The sequence below is a fragment of the Oryzibacter oryziterrae genome, assembly GCF_021864535.1.
Taxonomy (GTDB): Bacteria; Pseudomonadota; Alphaproteobacteria; order Rhizobiales; family Pleomorphomonadaceae; genus Pleomorphomonas; species Pleomorphomonas oryziterrae.
Genome location: NZ_JAKJIC010000007.1, coordinates 39,009 through 52,864, shown reverse-complemented (window position 1 = coordinate 52,864; position 13,856 = coordinate 39,009). Strand labels below are relative to the sequence as shown.

Sequence of the window (13,856 nt, the reverse complement as noted above, 5' to 3'; positions counted from 1 at the left end):
TGCCGCTCACCAGCTCCAATCCAAGTAAAAGGTCTCTCGCGGGGCCAGCCACCCTATGCTTTTGACACTGCGTCTTTCACGCAAGTGCAATCGCATCAGGCGCACACCCGCTCTGTATTTTGATCCTATAGCCTCAGGAACAATAACAAGCCACTCACGTGTGCTTGATGATTGCGGTTGTGAAGAGATATCACGCCGGCCGCTTGCGGGCGGTGACTTCGATCTCGATCTTCATCTCGGGCTTGATCAGGTCGGCGACCAGCATGGTCGCAGCCGGGCGGATGTCGGCGAAGTAACTGCCCACGATGGGGAAGACCACATCGGCGAAGGCCGCTTCGGTCACGTAATAGGTGACGCGCACCACATCCGTCAGCGCAAAGCCGGCTTCGCCCAGCGCTTTCGCAATGGTCTCCATGGCATTGCGAGTCTGGGCGCCCACATCGTCGGGCATCACCATGGCGGCATAGTCATAGCCGGTGGTCCCGGCCACCCAGCACCAGTCGCCGTCGGAAACGGCCCGTGAATAGCCGGCCACCTTCTCGAAGGGAGAGCCGGAGGAAATGAGCTTGCGCGGCATGGCTGTTCTCCTGGAGGACCCGCCGATCATGTTGAACCAACCTGATCGAAAGGAAATCGCTCTTGCATGAAAAAGCCCTTCCCCGATCGCGCCGGGAAAGGGCCATGTGACAAGGCCGTTCCGTGGCGATCAAGCCCAGGGGCGGCTCGTGGCAGTCTTCTGCTCGAAGCTGGTGATCGACGACGCCTTTTCGAGCGTCAGGCCGATGTCGTCGAGGCCGTTCAGCATGCAGTGCTTCTTGAAGGCGTCCATCTCGAAGGAGATCGAGCCGCCGTCCGGGCCCTTGATGGTCTGGCTGACGAGATCGACGGTCAGCGTGGCGTTGGCGCCGCGCTCGGCGTCGTCCATCAGCTTCTTGAGGTCTTCGGGCGAGACGACGATCGGCAGGACGCCGTTCTTGAAGCAGTTGTTGTAGAAGATGTCGGCAAAGCTCGTGGAGATCACGCAGCGGATGCCGAAGTCGAGCAGCGCCCAGGGGGCATGCTCGCGCGAGGAACCGCAGCCGAAGTTGTCGCCGGCCACCAGGATCTCAGCCTTGCGATAGGCGTCCTTGTTGAGCACGAAATCAGGGTTCTCCGAGCCATCCTGCTTGTAGCGCATCTCCGAGAACAAGCCCTTGCCGAGGCCGGTGCGCTTGATGGTCTTCAGATACTGCTTGGGGATGATCATGTCGGTGTCGATGTTGATGATCGGCAGCGGGGCCGCGACACCGGTGAGAACGTCGAACTTCTGCATGGCGGTTCCTTTCCGGAAGAGATCAGGCTGCGGCACGGAGGCCGAGGTCGACCGCCCGTCCGAGCACGAGATTGAGGTTCTGGACGGCCGCGCCCGAAGCGCCCTTGCCGAGATTGTCATAGACCGAGACCAGGACGATCTGGCCGCTCGCTTCATTGGCGAAGACGAAGATCTGCATGTTGTTGGTGCCGTTCTGCGACCGCGGGTCGAGCACCGGCAGCTTGTCGACGGCGGCATAGGGCGCCACGGTGACGAAGGTCGAGCCGGCATAACGGTCGGCGATGGCGGCATGCACCTGCCTGGCCGTCGTACCGGTGGCCAGCATCTCGGGCTGCAGCGGCACGAAAGTCAGCATGCCCTGGGCGAAGTTGCCAACCGTCGGCACGAAGAGCGGCGCCTTGGTCAGCAGGCCATAGCGCTGCATTTCCGGCAGGTGCTTGTGCTTGAAGGTGAGCGCATAGGGCATCAGCGGTGCGGCGTCGGCGTCCGCCTCATAGTCCTCGACCATCTTGCGGCCGCCGCCGGTATAGCCGGAGACGCCGTTGTAGGTCAGCGGCGTTGCCGCATCGACCAGGCCCGCCTCGACCAGCGGACGCACCGTGCCGATCAGGCCATGCGGCCAGCAGCCGGGGTTGGCGATGCGCTTGGAGGCGGCGATGATACCGGCCTGATCGGCCGTCATCTCGGCAAAACCATAGGCCCAGCCGTCCGCCACGCGATGGGCGGTGGAGGCGTCGATCACGGCAGTGGTGTCGTTGTCGATCAGCGACACCGACTCCTTGGCCGCGTCGTCGGGCAGGCAGAGGATGGCAACGTCGGCGGCGTTCAGCAGACGCTTGCGCTCGTCATTGTCCTTGCGCTTGTCGGCGGAAATCGACAGCAGCTCGATGTCGGTACGGGTGGCCAGGCGCTCGCGGATCTGCAGGCCGGTCGTTCCGGCTTCACCGTCGATGAAGATCTTTGCGCGTGTCATGGCATCACCACTGAAGTTGTCGCCGCAAGTCGGGCCGGTCCCGTTCATGGGAACAGGCGCTGGCTCTTATACCAAATTGGCCGGATTGTCATGCCTCAAGCCGGTAGCGGACGAAAAAGCTCTCGCCATCTTGTGTCCGCACGGCCGTCACGATGGCGTCACGTAGGTGCGGAACAGATAGATGGCGAGGCCGACCACGACAACGAATCCGATGACCCGGGCAATCTTGCGCGCCAGGATCACCGTGGGGTCGTCATTGTCATTGGCCGGATCTCGAAAGGGCATGGCCTGCTCCGCGGGTTGGATGAACTGTATATAACTGAAGCCGGACGCCGTCCAAGGTGGCGAAAGGGCTTGCCAAGGCATTGTTGCATGATTCAGCATTGTCTCAAGACGTCGGCGACCCTGCCCAGCAAGCGGTTGTCCAAGGATGAGAGATCTCGAGCGAGGTCACCCATGACCAGACTGTTCACGGCCCTGGAGATCCCACAGCCGGCCGCTTTCCATCTCTCCCTCCTGCGCGGCGGATTGCCCGGTGCCCGGTGGATCGATCCGGAAAATTATCATGTCACCCTGCGCTTCATCGGCGACACCGACGGCCGCACGGCCGACGAAGTGGCCAATGCGCTCGACCGGGTCTATCGGCCACCGTTCGAACTGAAGCTCAAGGGCTTCGACTGCTTTGCCTCCGGCCGCGTGCCGCATTCGCTGGTGGTACGCATCGAGCCGACACCGCAGCTCATCGAGTTGCAGGCCGAGCACGAGCGGATCATGCAGCGCCTCGGTCTGCCGCCGGAAGGGCGCCGCTACATTCCCCATGTCACGCTTGCGCGCCTGCGCGGCACCACGGCCACCGATGTCGCCCGCTGGCTGGCCGAGCACGGCGCCTTCGATGGTCCGAGCTTTGCGGTCGATCGCTTCGTGCTCTATTCCTCGCGCGCCTCGGTGGGGGGCGGGCCCTATATCGTCGAGGAAGCCTATCCCTTTGCGGCCTGAGGTCTGTCAGGGCACCAACTGCGCGAGCAGGGCGGCGGCCGCCTTGTCGCACATGTCGAACACACGGTCGAAGGCCCGGTCGTCGTCATAATAGGGATCGGGCACCTCCTGGCCGAGCTGCAGCGCGGTCTGCATGAAGAGGCTCACTCGGTCCTGATGCGCGGGCGGCGCGATGCGCAGGAGATCCCGCACATTCTGCCGGTCCATGCCGAGGATCAGGTCGAAGGTGCCAAAATCCGCTTTGCGGACCTGGCGCGCCCGAAGGTCGGAAATGTCGACGCCCCGGCGCGCGGCTGCCGCGATCGAGCGCGGATCCGGCGGATCTCCCGCATGCCAGCCGCCGGTGCCGGCGCTGTCGATGATGAAGGTGTCGGCAAGGCCGGCCGCGCGCACGCGGTTGCGGAACACGCCCTCGGCGAGGGGCGAACGACAGATGTTGCCGAGGCAGACGAACAGGACAGCCGGCACGGACCCCTCGCTTCATGGAAAACTGATTGCATTTCTGCCGGCATGCCCCAAAGATTGAGGCAATTCAAGGGGAGGGGTATGGATGCGCCGGGGACGGATGGAAGCCTTCAGCGATGGCGTCATCGCCATCATCATCACCATCATGGTGCTGGAACTGAAAGTGCCGGAGGGGCATGAACTGACAAGCCTGCTGCCGCTGGCGCCCAAGTTCTACAGCTACGCGCTGAGCTTCCTTTATGTGGCGATCTACTGGGTCAACCATCATCACCTCCTGCACACGGTGGAGAAGGTGAGCGCGCCGATCCTGTGGCACAACAACCTGCTGCTGTTCTGGCTGTCGCTGGTGCCCTTCACCACGGCCTGGGTCGGCGAATCCAACTTCGCGGCCGAGCCCATGATTGCCTATGGCTTCGTTCTCCTGATGTGCGGCGTGTTCTATTTCCTGCTGTCGCAGTCCATTGTCCGGACCCACGGGCGTCAGTCGACCTTGGCGCGCGCCATCGGCGTCGACGTCAAGGGCATCATCTCGGTGGTCGCCTATCTCGCGGCCATCGGCCTGTGCTTCGTCTGGACCACCGGGGCCAACATCCTCTATGCCGCTGTGGCACTGATGTGGCTCATTCCCGACCGGCGCATCGAGCGCCTGATGGCCGCCATCGAACAGGACGTCGCCTGATGGATTTCCTCCCCGACCTTGCGACGCTGGCCAAATATTCGCTGGCCGTTGTCCTTCTCAACTACACGCCCGGTCCTGACATGGCGATGTTCGTCGGCAGCACCATTGCCCGCGGGCGCAAGGCCGGTCTCGCCGCCTTTGCCGGCACCAATTGCGGCATCCTCGTGCATACGCTGCTGGTGGCCTTCGGCCTGTCGGCGCTGCTGGCGGCGTCGGTGATGGCCTTCACGGCGCTGAAGATCATCGGCGTGTTCTATCTGCTCTATCTTGCCTATGGCGCGCTCCGCCATGGCGGTCAGTTTTCGGTCGACGGGGGTGAGGCCGGTGCCGAACCGCTGCGACGGCTCTATCTCAAGGCGCTCGGCGTCAATGTGCTGAACCCCAAGGTCGCCCTGTTCTTCCTGACCTTCCTGCCGCAGTTCGTCGAAGCAGCCGATCCGCATGCCCAGGGCAAGTTCCTGTTCCTCGGCCTGTGGTTCCTGGTGGTGTCGGTGCCGGCAACCCTGCCGCTGATCCTCGGCGCCGAGGGGCTGGCGGGTTTTCTCAAGCGCAAGCCCGGTGTGATCAGGCTGATCGACTATTGCTTTGCCGGCGTCATGGCCGCCTTCGCGCTCAAGCTGCTCCTCGCCCGGGCGAAGTGAGACCGGGCGAAGAGGACGGGGCGTTGCCGCCCGGTCCTTTCGCCTATCGTCACGGCTGCATCATCTGCATGCCGCCCATGTCAGGCACGTTGCCCTGCAGCAGGGTCGGGTCGAGCATGCCGAAGATCATCGCCACATGGGCGACGATCAGGAACAGGCCGACGAAGGTGGCGTGCAGCTTCAGCCTGGCCTCTGCGTCGCGCCGTCCATAGAGCCAGCCGAGATCGAGAAGCGCGATGCCGCCGAGCGGGATGACGCCGGCAAGATAGGCGCCGACGGCGATCATGTCGGCCGGTCCGCGCCATTCTCCCCCGCTCGTCAGCGGAATCACCGCGGTGACGAGGAGATAGAGGAAGACGCCGGTGAAATAGACGCCGGCGAGGATGCCGGCGGCGCGACTCAGGGTCTTGATCGTGCCGGTCTCCGCCCGTGTGTAGAGCAGGTAGAGCTCGCTGATGGCGATGGTCTCGGCGGCAATGACGGGAACCGCCATGAAGAGGATGAGATTCCAGGGCTGGTTGCTGGCCAGAAGCTGCATGTAATGGGTCATGGGCATGGGATGTCTCCCGCCGCGCGGCGTCCCGCAGGACCAGCGTTCACGCGGCTTTCGGATTGCGATTGATGTCGGGAAAGGAGCGGCGCCGCTCGATGGGCGTCCGCCGGTTCGGAGCTCTTCAGGCGCGCGGTGGCGGTGTCGGCGGCTGGTGCGGGCGGGCCGTCAGGCAGCCCGGGGGCGAATCAATCACGACGGTCTGGTAAGCGGCCCGGGCACCGTTGTCGGCAGACGAGGGAACGGCGCAACAGGTGGCCATGCAGTCGCAGCCGGCGGCGCCATGGCCGCTTGATGTGCAGGGGATGCAGCCGGTTTGCGTCGATCCGCTTGGCGCCGTCCAGACGGCAACGGCTCTGTCCGCGCGCGCCAATCGCATGTCGGCCATCGTGCCAGCCGCCTGCGTCATTGCCGTCGCTTGCGCACAGTGCTCATGCGCCGCCGCCAAGGTGGGCAGCGTCAGGCCGATCACAATCAACAGGGTTCGCAGCCAGAAGCGCATGGGAGACGATTGGGTCCGGCAAGGCGCGGCCAAGGGGGCGCGCCTTGTGAGAACCGGACGATCGGCCTGCCGCCGCCAAAGGTCAATTGGCCGGGAATACTTATCCGGCGGATGGCGGATTTTGGTCCGGCGCCTGCGGGCCGGCTGCGGGTGCCGCGCGCGGCGTCAGGCCGGCCATGCGGCCGGCGATCAGCCAGTAGACGAAGCCGCCGACAAAGCTTGCGGCAAGCATCATGGTTGCACGTTGCGGATCGTGTGTGGCTTCGCGCATCAGGCTCGACATGCCGAAGACGGCAGCCGCCCCCATGGCACCGGCGACGGCAAGATAGAACAGAAGCGAGCGCAGGCCGAAGGTTTCGCTGACGACCATGGCAATGGCCGACGGGATCAGGGCCGTGAAGCCGAGCATGCTGATCGTCAGCCCCGCGCTCAGCACAAAGTGGCCCCAGTAGACGAAAGCGTCGGCCGGATCGGTCGGGGCGCCCTCGGAGCGAGCGATCAACAGGAACAGGCCGGCGGCGACGATTGCCAGCATGAAGCCGATCAAACAGGCGAAGACCCGACCGATCGCGCGCATCAGTCTTCCCCGTGCCCGGCGACCATGGCGCGCATGGCGAGATCGGCTTCATTGAGCCCAACGGATTCCAGTGCCTCGCGCTCCTTCTTGCGCAGGCGCTCGGTCTCGCTCTTCAGCTGGCCGCAGGCGGCGAGAATGTCGCGGCCGCGCGGCGTGCGGATCGGCGAGGCATAGCCGGCGTCATTGACGAACTGGGCGAAGGTCTCGATCTGGTCCCATTCGGAGCAATCGTATTCGCTGCCCGGCCAGGGATTGAAGGGGATCAGGTTGATCTTGGCGGGAATGCCCTTCAGAAGCTTCACGAGGTCGCGCGCGTCGGTCAGGCTGTCGTTGACGCCCTTCAGCATCACATATTCGAAGGTGATGCGGCGGGCGTTGGACAGGCCCGGATAGGCGCGGCAGGCCTCCAGCAGTTCCTTCAGCGGATATTTCTTGTTGATCGGCACCAGCACGTCGCGCAGATCGTCGCGCGTGGCATGCAGTGAGATGGCCAGCATGCAGCCGGTCTCCTCGCCGATCTCGGCAATCTTCGGCACAACGCCGGAGGTGGACAGCGTGACGCGGCGCTTGGACAGCGACAGGCCGTCACCGTCGGTGAAGATCAGCAGCGCCTTCTTGACGTTGTCGACATTGTAGAGCGGCTCGCCCATGCCCATCATCACGATGTTGGAGACGAGGCGGCCTTCGCTCGGAATGGCGGCGTCCTGGTTGGGCGTGGCGTCGGGATAGTCGCCGAGGCGGTCGCGCGCCACCAGCACCTGCGCCACGATCTCTTCGGCCGTCAGGTTGCGCACCAGCATCTGCGTGCCGGTGTGGCAGAAGGAGCAGTTGAGCGAACAGCCCACCTGGCTCGAAACGCAGAGCGTGCCGCGACCTTCTTCGGGGATGTAGACAGTCTCGATCTCGACCGGCTTGCCGGCGCCGCGTGGGGGAAAGCGCATCAGCCACTTGCGGGTGCCGTCGCGCGACACCTGTTCGGCGATGATTTCCGGACGGGCGATGGTGAAGTGCCGCTCCAGCGTGGCGCGCAGCTCCTTGGCCACGTTGGTCATGGCGGAGAATTCGGTGACGCCGCGCACGTAGATCCAGTGCCAGAGCTGCTGGATGCGCATCTTCACCTGCCGCTCGGCAACGCCGACGGCGATCAGGGCTGCGGCCATGTCTTCGCGGTTCATGCCGATCAGCGACGGCTTTTCGGTGTCCGTGCGGGCCTTTTCGGCGGCGGGAGAGCTATGGCTGATGTCGAGCGTGATGGACATGGGGGCGTCGGGCATTCGGTCGTTGGCGCTTGCGGCAAGCAAGCTGGGGTCCCAAAATGGCAAGAACGGCCGCGAGCCTTGAGGCCCCGACCGTTCCCGGCAGACGCTGCTATAGCAGAAAAGCGCGGCAAACCCAACCGGCTTTGAAGGCGATTACTTGCACTCGCCGTCGATGCGCTTCAAGGCGGCGGAGACGCCCTTCAGCGAATAGGTGTCGGTGGTGACGGTGCCTCGGCGCGAGGTGCCGGTGACCTGCATGTCCGAGCCGCCCTTCATGGAGGCGATCAGACGGCTTTCGTCGGCGGCATTCTCCACCCAGGCGCCCTGATCCTTGGTGTAAAGCACGAAGCTGTCGTTGCCGATCTTAACCGACGTCTTGGAACCGTCCTTGTAGGGATAGCCGGCGATCACGGACACTTCGTGCTTCACGCCTTCCTTGGGGCGGTTGGTGATGAACAGGAAAACCGGGTCGCGGTTGACACCCTGCGGCTGCATGTCGGACGGCTGGGTCACGGCATAGCACACCTTGGCGCCGGCGGCGGTGTAGGTGTAGGTCGACCACTTTTCATATTGCTGAAGCGGGGTCGGCGTCTGCTGCTGGGCGCTGGCGACCGACACTGCGCCGAGGACCATGGAAAAGGCCAAGCCTAGGATGCGCGCGTTCGTCATTAAATCACCTTGGGTCGTGTGGGCGTGCTTGGACGGCGCAAATGGCCACCCTGCATCAAGACTGCCAACAGGTTAGGGCGTTAGGGTTACCAAAGGGTTTCCTTGCCGCACTTCCGTTGGGGGCATCGCATCCGTTCGGGAATGCGTGCAGCCATCGGCACAGCGGCCATGAAACATTCCACCAACGCTCAAGTCAAATTGGGGCAATATTGCGACCAAACCGCTGACTTCATTGACTTTCCCGCTGTCTATCCCCGTCGATGCCGAGAGCCGTGCGTGCCGCAGCCCTGTGGCTGTCGGTCATGGAGCTTCGAACCGAGGCAATGGCAGCGGCCAGCACGGTGAGATCGTCGGTGAAGCCGATGCCCAGCAGCATGTCCGGCACAACGTCGAAGGGCATGACGAAATAGGCCAGCGCGGCCAGCAATATGGCCCGCACGCGCAGCGGCGTTGCCGGATCGAGGGCGCAGAAATAGGCGGCCACCACTTCGTCCATGAAGGGAATGCGCCCGGCGGCCTTGGCCACGGTCCGCCAGAAGCCCTTGCGCACGCGCTCCTCGCGCCCCTTTTCCGGGCCGATGATCTCGGGGTCGGCGTAATGGCGGTCAGACATGGCGACTCCTTCCAATGGGACGGGTGAAGGCAAACAGCTTTTCGGTCGAGCTTGTCTGGCAACGCCGAGCCCAACCCGATATATCACGCCAGATGGCGATGGGTTCCGGCCTTCGCAAGACAAGGCAGGCGGAAAATCCAAGGAGAGCGCATGTCAGGGCCCCAGCCTGAAGAAGACGCCGTGCGGCAGGGCTGGCTCGTGCGCAGCCAGCCGCATGAGATCGCCGGTCTCTGCGGCTTCTATGCGTTGCTCGCGCTTTGCGCCGTCAGCCTGTTCTTCTACGCCTGCCCGGAGGTCGATCTTGCGGTGTCCCGCTGGTTCTACCGCGCGGGCGACGGCTTCGTGCTGGCCGACTGGGAGCTGTTCCGGCGCATTCGCCAGATGGGCGTCAACGACTTCACGCTGCTGCTCGCCGCCGCTGCGCTGGGGCTGATCGTGCCGCTGGTCACTGGCGGTCGGCAGTTTCTCGCGCCCCCGCGCTGGAGTGCCGCCGTGCTGATCGCCGCCGTCACCGGGCCGGGCTTGCTGGTCAATGCGCTGTTCAAGGATCACTGGGGGCGCGCCCGTCCGGTCCAGTTGCTGGAGTTCGGCGGAACTGCGCCTTTCTCCAAGGTCTGGGTCATCGCCGGCAACTGCGCCTCCAACTGCTCCTTTGCGTCCGGCGAAGGGTCGTCGTCGATCCTGTTCCTCACGCTGGTACTGGCGGTGCCGCGTGCCTGGCGTCCCGCCACGGCGGCGGTCACCGGCGCTCTCGCACTGCTGCTCTCGCTCAACCGCATTGCCTTCGGCGGCCATTTCCTGTCGGACGTGCTGGTCAGCTGGTGCCTCAGCATCCTCTGCTTCAGCATCGCCTTCCTCGCCATCAGTCACCCTGCTTCCAACCTCTCCGACGACGGCATGGCCGCCTGGCTCGGTCGCTTCGGCGCCAGATGCGCCGGATGGCTGGGCCGCAGGTCGTGAAGGCGGTTGCCGGCAGATCGGGCCAGAACGGGCTTCACCCGGCTGGAGCTGTCGGCGGCGAAATCTCATAGAGGATCAGGTGTCCGCCGCGGGCGGGATAGACGCCGCTTTCGATCGTGCGGATCGGCCTGGCGCGCCTGGGATCGATGCCGAGTGCTTCCGGCGTGCTGTCGCTCAGCAGCAGCACCGGGGTCGTGTCGGCCGAGGTCCAGGGAATGGTCATCTGGAAATGGTCTTCCGGGCGCGTGCCGGCGCGCATGAAGGCCTTTACCGTGAAATCGGTGTCGCGCAGGATGTAGAGACCTTCGGCGGCGAGCATGCGACCGTCCATGACGATGACGCGCCGGTCGGCGGGAGCGGCGGCGACGAGTTCGCGGCCAAGGTCATTCCAGTGGATCATGCGCTTGGCCTGGGCGACCAGCTTCGGCGGCTCGACCCAGCGGAAGGCGATGGCGCCGAGGCCGATCACCAGCGTCGCGACCACTCCCGTCGCTACCGAGAGATAGAGCCATTTCCTCTGCGCCCGCAGCAGCACCGCCGTGCCCAGGACCACCACGGCAGGAAAGGCGGTGGCGGCCCAGTTGGCGTTCATGCCGCCAAAGAGGGAGTTGGCGGCGACGACGGCGATGATCGGCAGGCTGTGCCAGACAAGGAAGCGGTCGGCATTTGCCTGCCGTTCGCGCCGCAGCTTGAAGCGGGGGACGAACAGCGCCAGCGCCGCCATGAGCAGGATCGGACCGGCTATACCCAGTTGCGAGACGAGGAACTCCAGCGTCTGGCCGGGCTTCAGGCCGGCATGGGCGAGGCCGGTATTGCCCTCGGTGTGGTGGAAGGTGACGAAGTCATGCGTCATGTTCCAGTAGAGATTGGGCAGGAAGCCGGCGAGGCCGATCCCCACGGCGATCCAGAAATGCCGGCCCTTGAGCCGTTCGCGGCCCTGGCGGCTCGCAAGGCCATGGGCAAGGCTTGCGAGCGGCAGATAGATCATCGCGTATTTGGCGTTGATGCCGAGGGCGATGGCAAGGCCGGTGAGGATGGCGGCTCGGAGCGTCGGGTGACGATAGAGGCTCCACATGCCCACGAGGCCGAGGGACCAGAACAGCAGGAGCGGCACGTCGGTGGAGATCAGCAGCGAGGAGAAGGCGACGGCCGGCATCAGCGCGTAACCGATCGCCGACCAGAAGCCCACGCGCGCGTCATAGAGCCGGCGGCCGAGCACGAACAGGACGAGGGCGGTGGCGGTATGCAGCAGCGGTGCTGGCAGGCGCACGCAGGCCGTGCCGTCGCCGCAGACGGCGGTGCTGGCGCCGATCACCCAGGCGATCATGCCGGGCTTGGAGAAATAGCCGAAATCGAGATGGCGCGACCAGGCCCAGTATTGCGCCTCGTCCACATAGAGTTCGAGCCCGTCATAGGCGAGCGCGGCAAGGCGGAAGGCGAGGGTGGCCAGGAGGACGGCGATTGTCGCGGTCAGCCATGTGCGATCGCTGTGCTCAGGGGCGTGACGTGTCTGCATGAGGTCCTTCCGGCGCGCTGTCGTCGCCTGTAACTAGCGCGAACGCTCAAAAAGGGAAATGCCGTCCTGTCTTTGCGGTTTCCCGCCTTGCGTCGGCGCGATATCCGGTTAAATTGCGCGCCATCTTCATCGGCGTCGCCCGATCCGCTCGGGACGGCGTTTTTTCGTTCGCGGAGTTCCCATGAAAAAGGGCGAAGTCAAGAAAGTCGTGCTGGCCTATTCGGGCGGCCTCGACACCTCGATCATTCTGAAGTGGCTGCAGACCGAGCTTGGCGCGGAAGTGGTCACCTTCACCGCCGACCTCGGCCAGGGCGACGGCGATCTCGAGCCGGCGCGCAAGAAGGCCGAGATGCTCGGCATCAAGGAGATCTTCATCGAGGACGTGCGCGAGGAATTCGTGCGCGATTTCGTCTTCCCGATGTTCCGCGCCAACGCGGTCTATGAAGGCGTCTACCTGCTCGGCACCTCGATCGCCCGTCCGCTGATCTCCAAGCACCTCATCGACATCGCCAAGAAGACCGGCGCCGACGCCATCGCCCATGGTGCCACCGGCAAGGGCAACGATCAGGTCCGTTTCGAGCTTTCGGCCTATGCGCTGAACCCCGACATCAAGATCATCGCCCCCTGGCGCGACTGGACTTTCAAGAGCCGCACCGATCTGATCGAGTTCGCTGAAAAGCACCAGATTCCCATCGCCAAGGACAAGCAGGGCGAGGCGCCCTTCTCGGTCGACGCCAACCTGCTGCACTCCTCGTCCGAGGGCAAGGTGCTGGAGGATCCCTCGCAGCCGGCGCCCGAATATGTGCACATGCGCACCATTTCGCCGGAAGAAGCTCCTGACAAGGCGACGATCATCACCGTCGGCTTCGAGAAGGGCGACGCCGTCTCGATCAACGGCGTGCGTCTCAGCCCGGCCGACCTGCTCGCCAAGCTCAACGAGCTCGGCCGCGACAACGGCATCGGCCGCCTCGATCTCGTCGAGAACCGTTTCGTCGGCATGAAGTCGCGCGGCGTCTACGAGACCCCCGGCGGCACTATCCTGCTGTCAGCCCATCGGGCGATCGAGTCCATCACGCTCGACCGCGGCGCCGCTCACCTGAAGGACGAGCTGATGCCGCGCTATGCCGAGCTGATCTACTACGGCTTCTGGTTTGCGCCCGAGCGCTACATGCTGCAGGCCCTCATCGACAAGAGCCAGGAGCATGTGGAAGGCGAAGTGACGCTGAAGCTCTACAAGGGCAATGTCATCGTCACCGGCCGTTCGTCGCCGAAGACGCTCTATTCGTCGACGCTGGTCACCTTCGAGGACGACCAGGGCGCCTACGACCAGAAGGACGCCGCCGGCTTCATCAAGCTCAACGCCCTGCGCCTGCGCACGCTGGCCAAGCGCGACCGGGGCTGATCTGATCAGTCGGCTCAGAATCAGGCCCGCCGCTTCATCCGGAGCGGCGGGCCTTTGTCTTTGTGGTCGTTCAGCGACGTCCGTTCACTTCATGTCGCCGGTCATCGAGTTGCCGCTGACCGTCGTTGCCGGGATCGGCTGGGCGACGTCCCAGTGTTCGGCGATCTTGCCGTCCTGAACTCGGAAGATGTCGACCACGGCGCTGTCGCTCTTGCCGTCGTTATAGATGGAATAGAGCCAGACGAGATCGCCGTCGGCGGCGGTGCGGAGGAAGTTCAGCCTGGTCTTGGGGGCCTTGTCGAAGCCCCAGTCGAGCAGGGCCTTCCTCAGGGCCTCGCGGCCCGAGGGCACCGTCGGGTTGTGCTGGAAATAGTCTTCGCGGAAATAGCGGTCGAGGCTCGACATATCCTTGTCGCCGAAGAGTTCCTGATAGGCCTTCACCACCAGTTCCTTGTTGGCCTGTTGCTTGGCCAGGATGGCCGCGGTGTCGTCGGCCAGGGCCGGTGCTGCAGGGGTGGCCATCAGGCCGGCGGTCAGGGCCAGAGCGGTCAGCGTCAAACGCATCTAGGATTGCCTTTCATCGGAAATGGAATGGTCGCCCCGAACCTTAGGTTTGAAAACCTGACTGTCAAAATCACGAATGCGCGATGGTTGGCGCGTTTTTACCGGTGACCTCGCGCCGGTGTGCAAATCCGCTGGACGGACGAAGCATGCTTCGTCCATCATCGGGCGTCAGGCGAAA

Annotated in this window: 18 protein-coding genes; 5 read left to right on the top strand and 13 right to left on the bottom strand. The window is 64.3% G+C overall.

Annotated elements, in window-relative coordinates:
- Positions 1-190: 190 nt before the first annotated feature.
- From L2I41_RS09260 to L2I41_RS09245, 4 genes are all read right to left on the bottom strand, one after another.
- Complete coding sequence (locus tag L2I41_RS09260) at positions 191-577, bottom strand: RidA family protein (protein WP_237153259.1); 387 nt, start codon at positions 575-577, stop codon at positions 191-193.
- A 129-nt stretch (positions 578-706) separates the two neighbouring features.
- Entirely contained in the window at positions 707-1,312 is a 606-nt protein-coding gene (gene leuD, locus L2I41_RS09255) for a 3-isopropylmalate dehydratase small subunit (RefSeq protein ID WP_237153258.1), read from the bottom strand.
- 22 nt (positions 1,313-1,334) lie between these two features.
- The gene (argC, locus tag L2I41_RS09250) at positions 1,335-2,285 is read right to left on the bottom strand and encodes an N-acetyl-gamma-glutamyl-phosphate reductase (protein WP_237153257.1); all 951 of its coding nucleotides are present in this window, start codon (positions 2,283-2,285) and stop codon (positions 1,335-1,337) included.
- A 147-nt stretch (positions 2,286-2,432) separates the two neighbouring features.
- The gene (locus tag L2I41_RS09245) at positions 2,433-2,570 is read right to left on the bottom strand and encodes a hypothetical protein (protein ID WP_237153256.1); all 138 of its coding nucleotides are present in this window, start codon (positions 2,568-2,570) and stop codon (positions 2,433-2,435) included.
- Between the two features lie 171 nt (positions 2,571-2,741).
- Between L2I41_RS09245 and thpR the strand changes: the two genes are divergently transcribed.
- Positions 2,742-3,281: an RNA 2',3'-cyclic phosphodiesterase gene (thpR, locus tag L2I41_RS09240; protein ID WP_237153255.1), complete on the top strand. Its 540-nt coding sequence runs from the start codon at positions 2,742-2,744 to the stop codon at positions 3,279-3,281.
- A gap of 6 nt (positions 3,282-3,287) precedes the next feature.
- On the opposite strand, the gene L2I41_RS09235 is transcribed toward thpR, so the two are convergent.
- On the bottom strand, positions 3,288-3,749 hold the full coding sequence (locus tag L2I41_RS09235; protein WP_237153254.1) for a low molecular weight protein-tyrosine-phosphatase: 462 nt from the start codon (positions 3,747-3,749) through the stop codon (positions 3,288-3,290).
- An 82-nt stretch (positions 3,750-3,831) separates the two neighbouring features.
- On the opposite strand from L2I41_RS09235, the gene L2I41_RS09230 reads away from it, so the two are divergent.
- Entirely contained in the window at positions 3,832-4,425 is a 594-nt protein-coding gene (locus tag L2I41_RS09230) for a TMEM175 family protein (RefSeq protein ID WP_237153253.1), read from the top strand.
- On the top strand, positions 4,425-5,066 hold the full coding sequence (locus L2I41_RS09225) for a LysE family translocator (protein WP_237153252.1): 642 nt from the start codon (positions 4,425-4,427) through the stop codon (positions 5,064-5,066). Before L2I41_RS09230 ends, L2I41_RS09225 begins: the two co-directional genes overlap by 1 nt.
- 49 nt (positions 5,067-5,115) lie before the next feature.
- Here L2I41_RS09225 and L2I41_RS09220 read toward each other — a convergent pair whose 3' ends face one another.
- From L2I41_RS09220 to L2I41_RS09195, 6 genes are all read right to left on the bottom strand, one after another.
- A complete protein-coding gene (locus L2I41_RS09220) occupies positions 5,116-5,622 on the bottom strand; it encodes a DUF6803 family protein (protein WP_237153251.1) in 507 nt (168 codons plus the stop codon).
- Between the two features lie 118 nt (positions 5,623-5,740).
- On the bottom strand, positions 5,741-6,118 hold the full coding sequence (locus L2I41_RS09215) for a hypothetical protein (protein WP_237153250.1): 378 nt from the start codon (positions 6,116-6,118) through the stop codon (positions 5,741-5,743).
- A 100-nt stretch (positions 6,119-6,218) separates the two neighbouring features.
- On the bottom strand, positions 6,219-6,695 hold the full coding sequence (locus L2I41_RS09210) for a hypothetical protein (RefSeq protein ID WP_237153249.1): 477 nt from the start codon (positions 6,693-6,695) through the stop codon (positions 6,219-6,221).
- Positions 6,695-7,954: a dual-specificity RNA methyltransferase RlmN gene (rlmN, locus tag L2I41_RS09205; protein WP_237153248.1), complete on the bottom strand. Its 1,260-nt coding sequence runs from the start codon at positions 7,952-7,954 to the stop codon at positions 6,695-6,697. Before rlmN ends, L2I41_RS09210 begins: the two co-directional genes overlap by 1 nt.
- A gap of 153 nt (positions 7,955-8,107) precedes the next feature.
- Entirely contained in the window at positions 8,108-8,623 is a 516-nt protein-coding gene (locus L2I41_RS09200) for an invasion associated locus B family protein (RefSeq protein WP_237153247.1), read from the bottom strand.
- A gap of 229 nt (positions 8,624-8,852) precedes the next feature.
- A complete protein-coding gene (locus tag L2I41_RS09195) occupies positions 8,853-9,236 on the bottom strand; it encodes a YkvA family protein (RefSeq protein WP_237153246.1) in 384 nt (127 codons plus the stop codon).
- 150 nt (positions 9,237-9,386) lie between these two features.
- Here L2I41_RS09195 and L2I41_RS09190 point away from each other — a divergent pair, with 150 nt between their 5' ends.
- The gene (locus tag L2I41_RS09190) at positions 9,387-10,196 is read left to right on the top strand and encodes a phosphatase PAP2 family protein (protein ID WP_237153245.1); all 810 of its coding nucleotides are present in this window, start codon (positions 9,387-9,389) and stop codon (positions 10,194-10,196) included.
- A 34-nt stretch (positions 10,197-10,230) separates the two neighbouring features.
- Here L2I41_RS09190 and L2I41_RS09185 read toward each other — a convergent pair whose 3' ends face one another.
- Positions 10,231-11,712 carry an ArnT family glycosyltransferase gene (locus L2I41_RS09185; RefSeq protein ID WP_237153244.1) on the bottom strand — a complete coding sequence of 494 codons (1,482 nt, stop codon included), beginning with the start codon at positions 11,710-11,712 and terminating at the stop codon, positions 10,231-10,233.
- Positions 11,713-11,893: 181 nt separating this feature from the next.
- Between L2I41_RS09185 and L2I41_RS09180 the strand changes: the two genes are divergently transcribed.
- Positions 11,894-13,114, top strand: coding sequence for an argininosuccinate synthase (locus L2I41_RS09180; protein WP_237153243.1), 1,221 nt, complete (start codon positions 11,894-11,896; stop codon positions 13,112-13,114).
- A gap of 84 nt (positions 13,115-13,198) precedes the next feature.
- Here the strand turns inward: L2I41_RS09180 and L2I41_RS09175 are convergent, their stop codons facing one another.
- Positions 13,199-13,678 carry a nuclear transport factor 2 family protein gene (locus L2I41_RS09175; protein ID WP_237153242.1) on the bottom strand — a complete coding sequence of 160 codons (480 nt, stop codon included), beginning with the start codon at positions 13,676-13,678 and terminating at the stop codon, positions 13,199-13,201.
- Positions 13,679-13,856 lie beyond the last annotated feature (178 nt).

What these genes read in the sequence shown, in the direction of transcription:
- L2I41_RS09230 (WP_237153253.1), top strand. Translation starts at nt 3,832, where the DNA reads ATGCGCCGGGGACGGATGGAAGCCTTCAGCGATGGCGTCATCGCCATC.
- L2I41_RS09210 (WP_237153249.1), bottom strand. Translation starts at nt 6,695, where the DNA reads ATGCGCGCGATCGGTCGGGTCTTCGCCTGTTTGATCGGCTTCATGCTG.
- thpR (WP_237153255.1), top strand. Translation starts at nt 2,742, where the DNA reads ATGACCAGACTGTTCACGGCCCTGGAGATCCCACAGCCGGCCGCTTTC.
- L2I41_RS09195 (WP_237153246.1), bottom strand. Translation starts at nt 9,236, where the DNA reads ATGTCTGACCGCCATTACGCCGACCCCGAGATCATCGGCCCGGAAAAG.
- L2I41_RS09185 (WP_237153244.1), bottom strand. Translation starts at nt 11,712, where the DNA reads ATGCAGACACGTCACGCCCCTGAGCACAGCGATCGCACATGGCTGACC.
- leuD (WP_237153258.1), bottom strand. Translation starts at nt 1,312, where the DNA reads ATGCAGAAGTTCGACGTTCTCACCGGTGTCGCGGCCCCGCTGCCGATC.
- L2I41_RS09200 (WP_237153247.1), bottom strand. Translation starts at nt 8,623, where the DNA reads ATGACGAACGCGCGCATCCTAGGCTTGGCCTTTTCCATGGTCCTCGGC.
- L2I41_RS09180 (WP_237153243.1), top strand. Translation starts at nt 11,894, where the DNA reads ATGAAAAAGGGCGAAGTCAAGAAAGTCGTGCTGGCCTATTCGGGCGGC.
- L2I41_RS09260 (WP_237153259.1), bottom strand. Translation starts at nt 577, where the DNA reads ATGCCGCGCAAGCTCATTTCCTCCGGCTCTCCCTTCGAGAAGGTGGCC.
- L2I41_RS09215 (WP_237153250.1), bottom strand. Translation starts at nt 6,118, where the DNA reads ATGCGCTTCTGGCTGCGAACCCTGTTGATTGTGATCGGCCTGACGCTG.
- rlmN (WP_237153248.1), bottom strand. Translation starts at nt 7,954, where the DNA reads ATGTCCATCACGCTCGACATCAGCCATAGCTCTCCCGCCGCCGAAAAG.
- L2I41_RS09220 (WP_237153251.1), bottom strand. Translation starts at nt 5,622, where the DNA reads ATGCCCATGACCCATTACATGCAGCTTCTGGCCAGCAACCAGCCCTGG.
- L2I41_RS09245 (WP_237153256.1), bottom strand. Translation starts at nt 2,570, where the DNA reads ATGCCCTTTCGAGATCCGGCCAATGACAATGACGACCCCACGGTGATC.
- L2I41_RS09225 (WP_237153252.1), top strand. Translation starts at nt 4,425, where the DNA reads ATGGATTTCCTCCCCGACCTTGCGACGCTGGCCAAATATTCGCTGGCC.
- L2I41_RS09190 (WP_237153245.1), top strand. Translation starts at nt 9,387, where the DNA reads ATGTCAGGGCCCCAGCCTGAAGAAGACGCCGTGCGGCAGGGCTGGCTC.
- argC (WP_237153257.1), bottom strand. Translation starts at nt 2,285, where the DNA reads ATGACACGCGCAAAGATCTTCATCGACGGTGAAGCCGGAACGACCGGC.
- L2I41_RS09175 (WP_237153242.1), bottom strand. Translation starts at nt 13,678, where the DNA reads ATGCGTTTGACGCTGACCGCTCTGGCCCTGACCGCCGGCCTGATGGCC.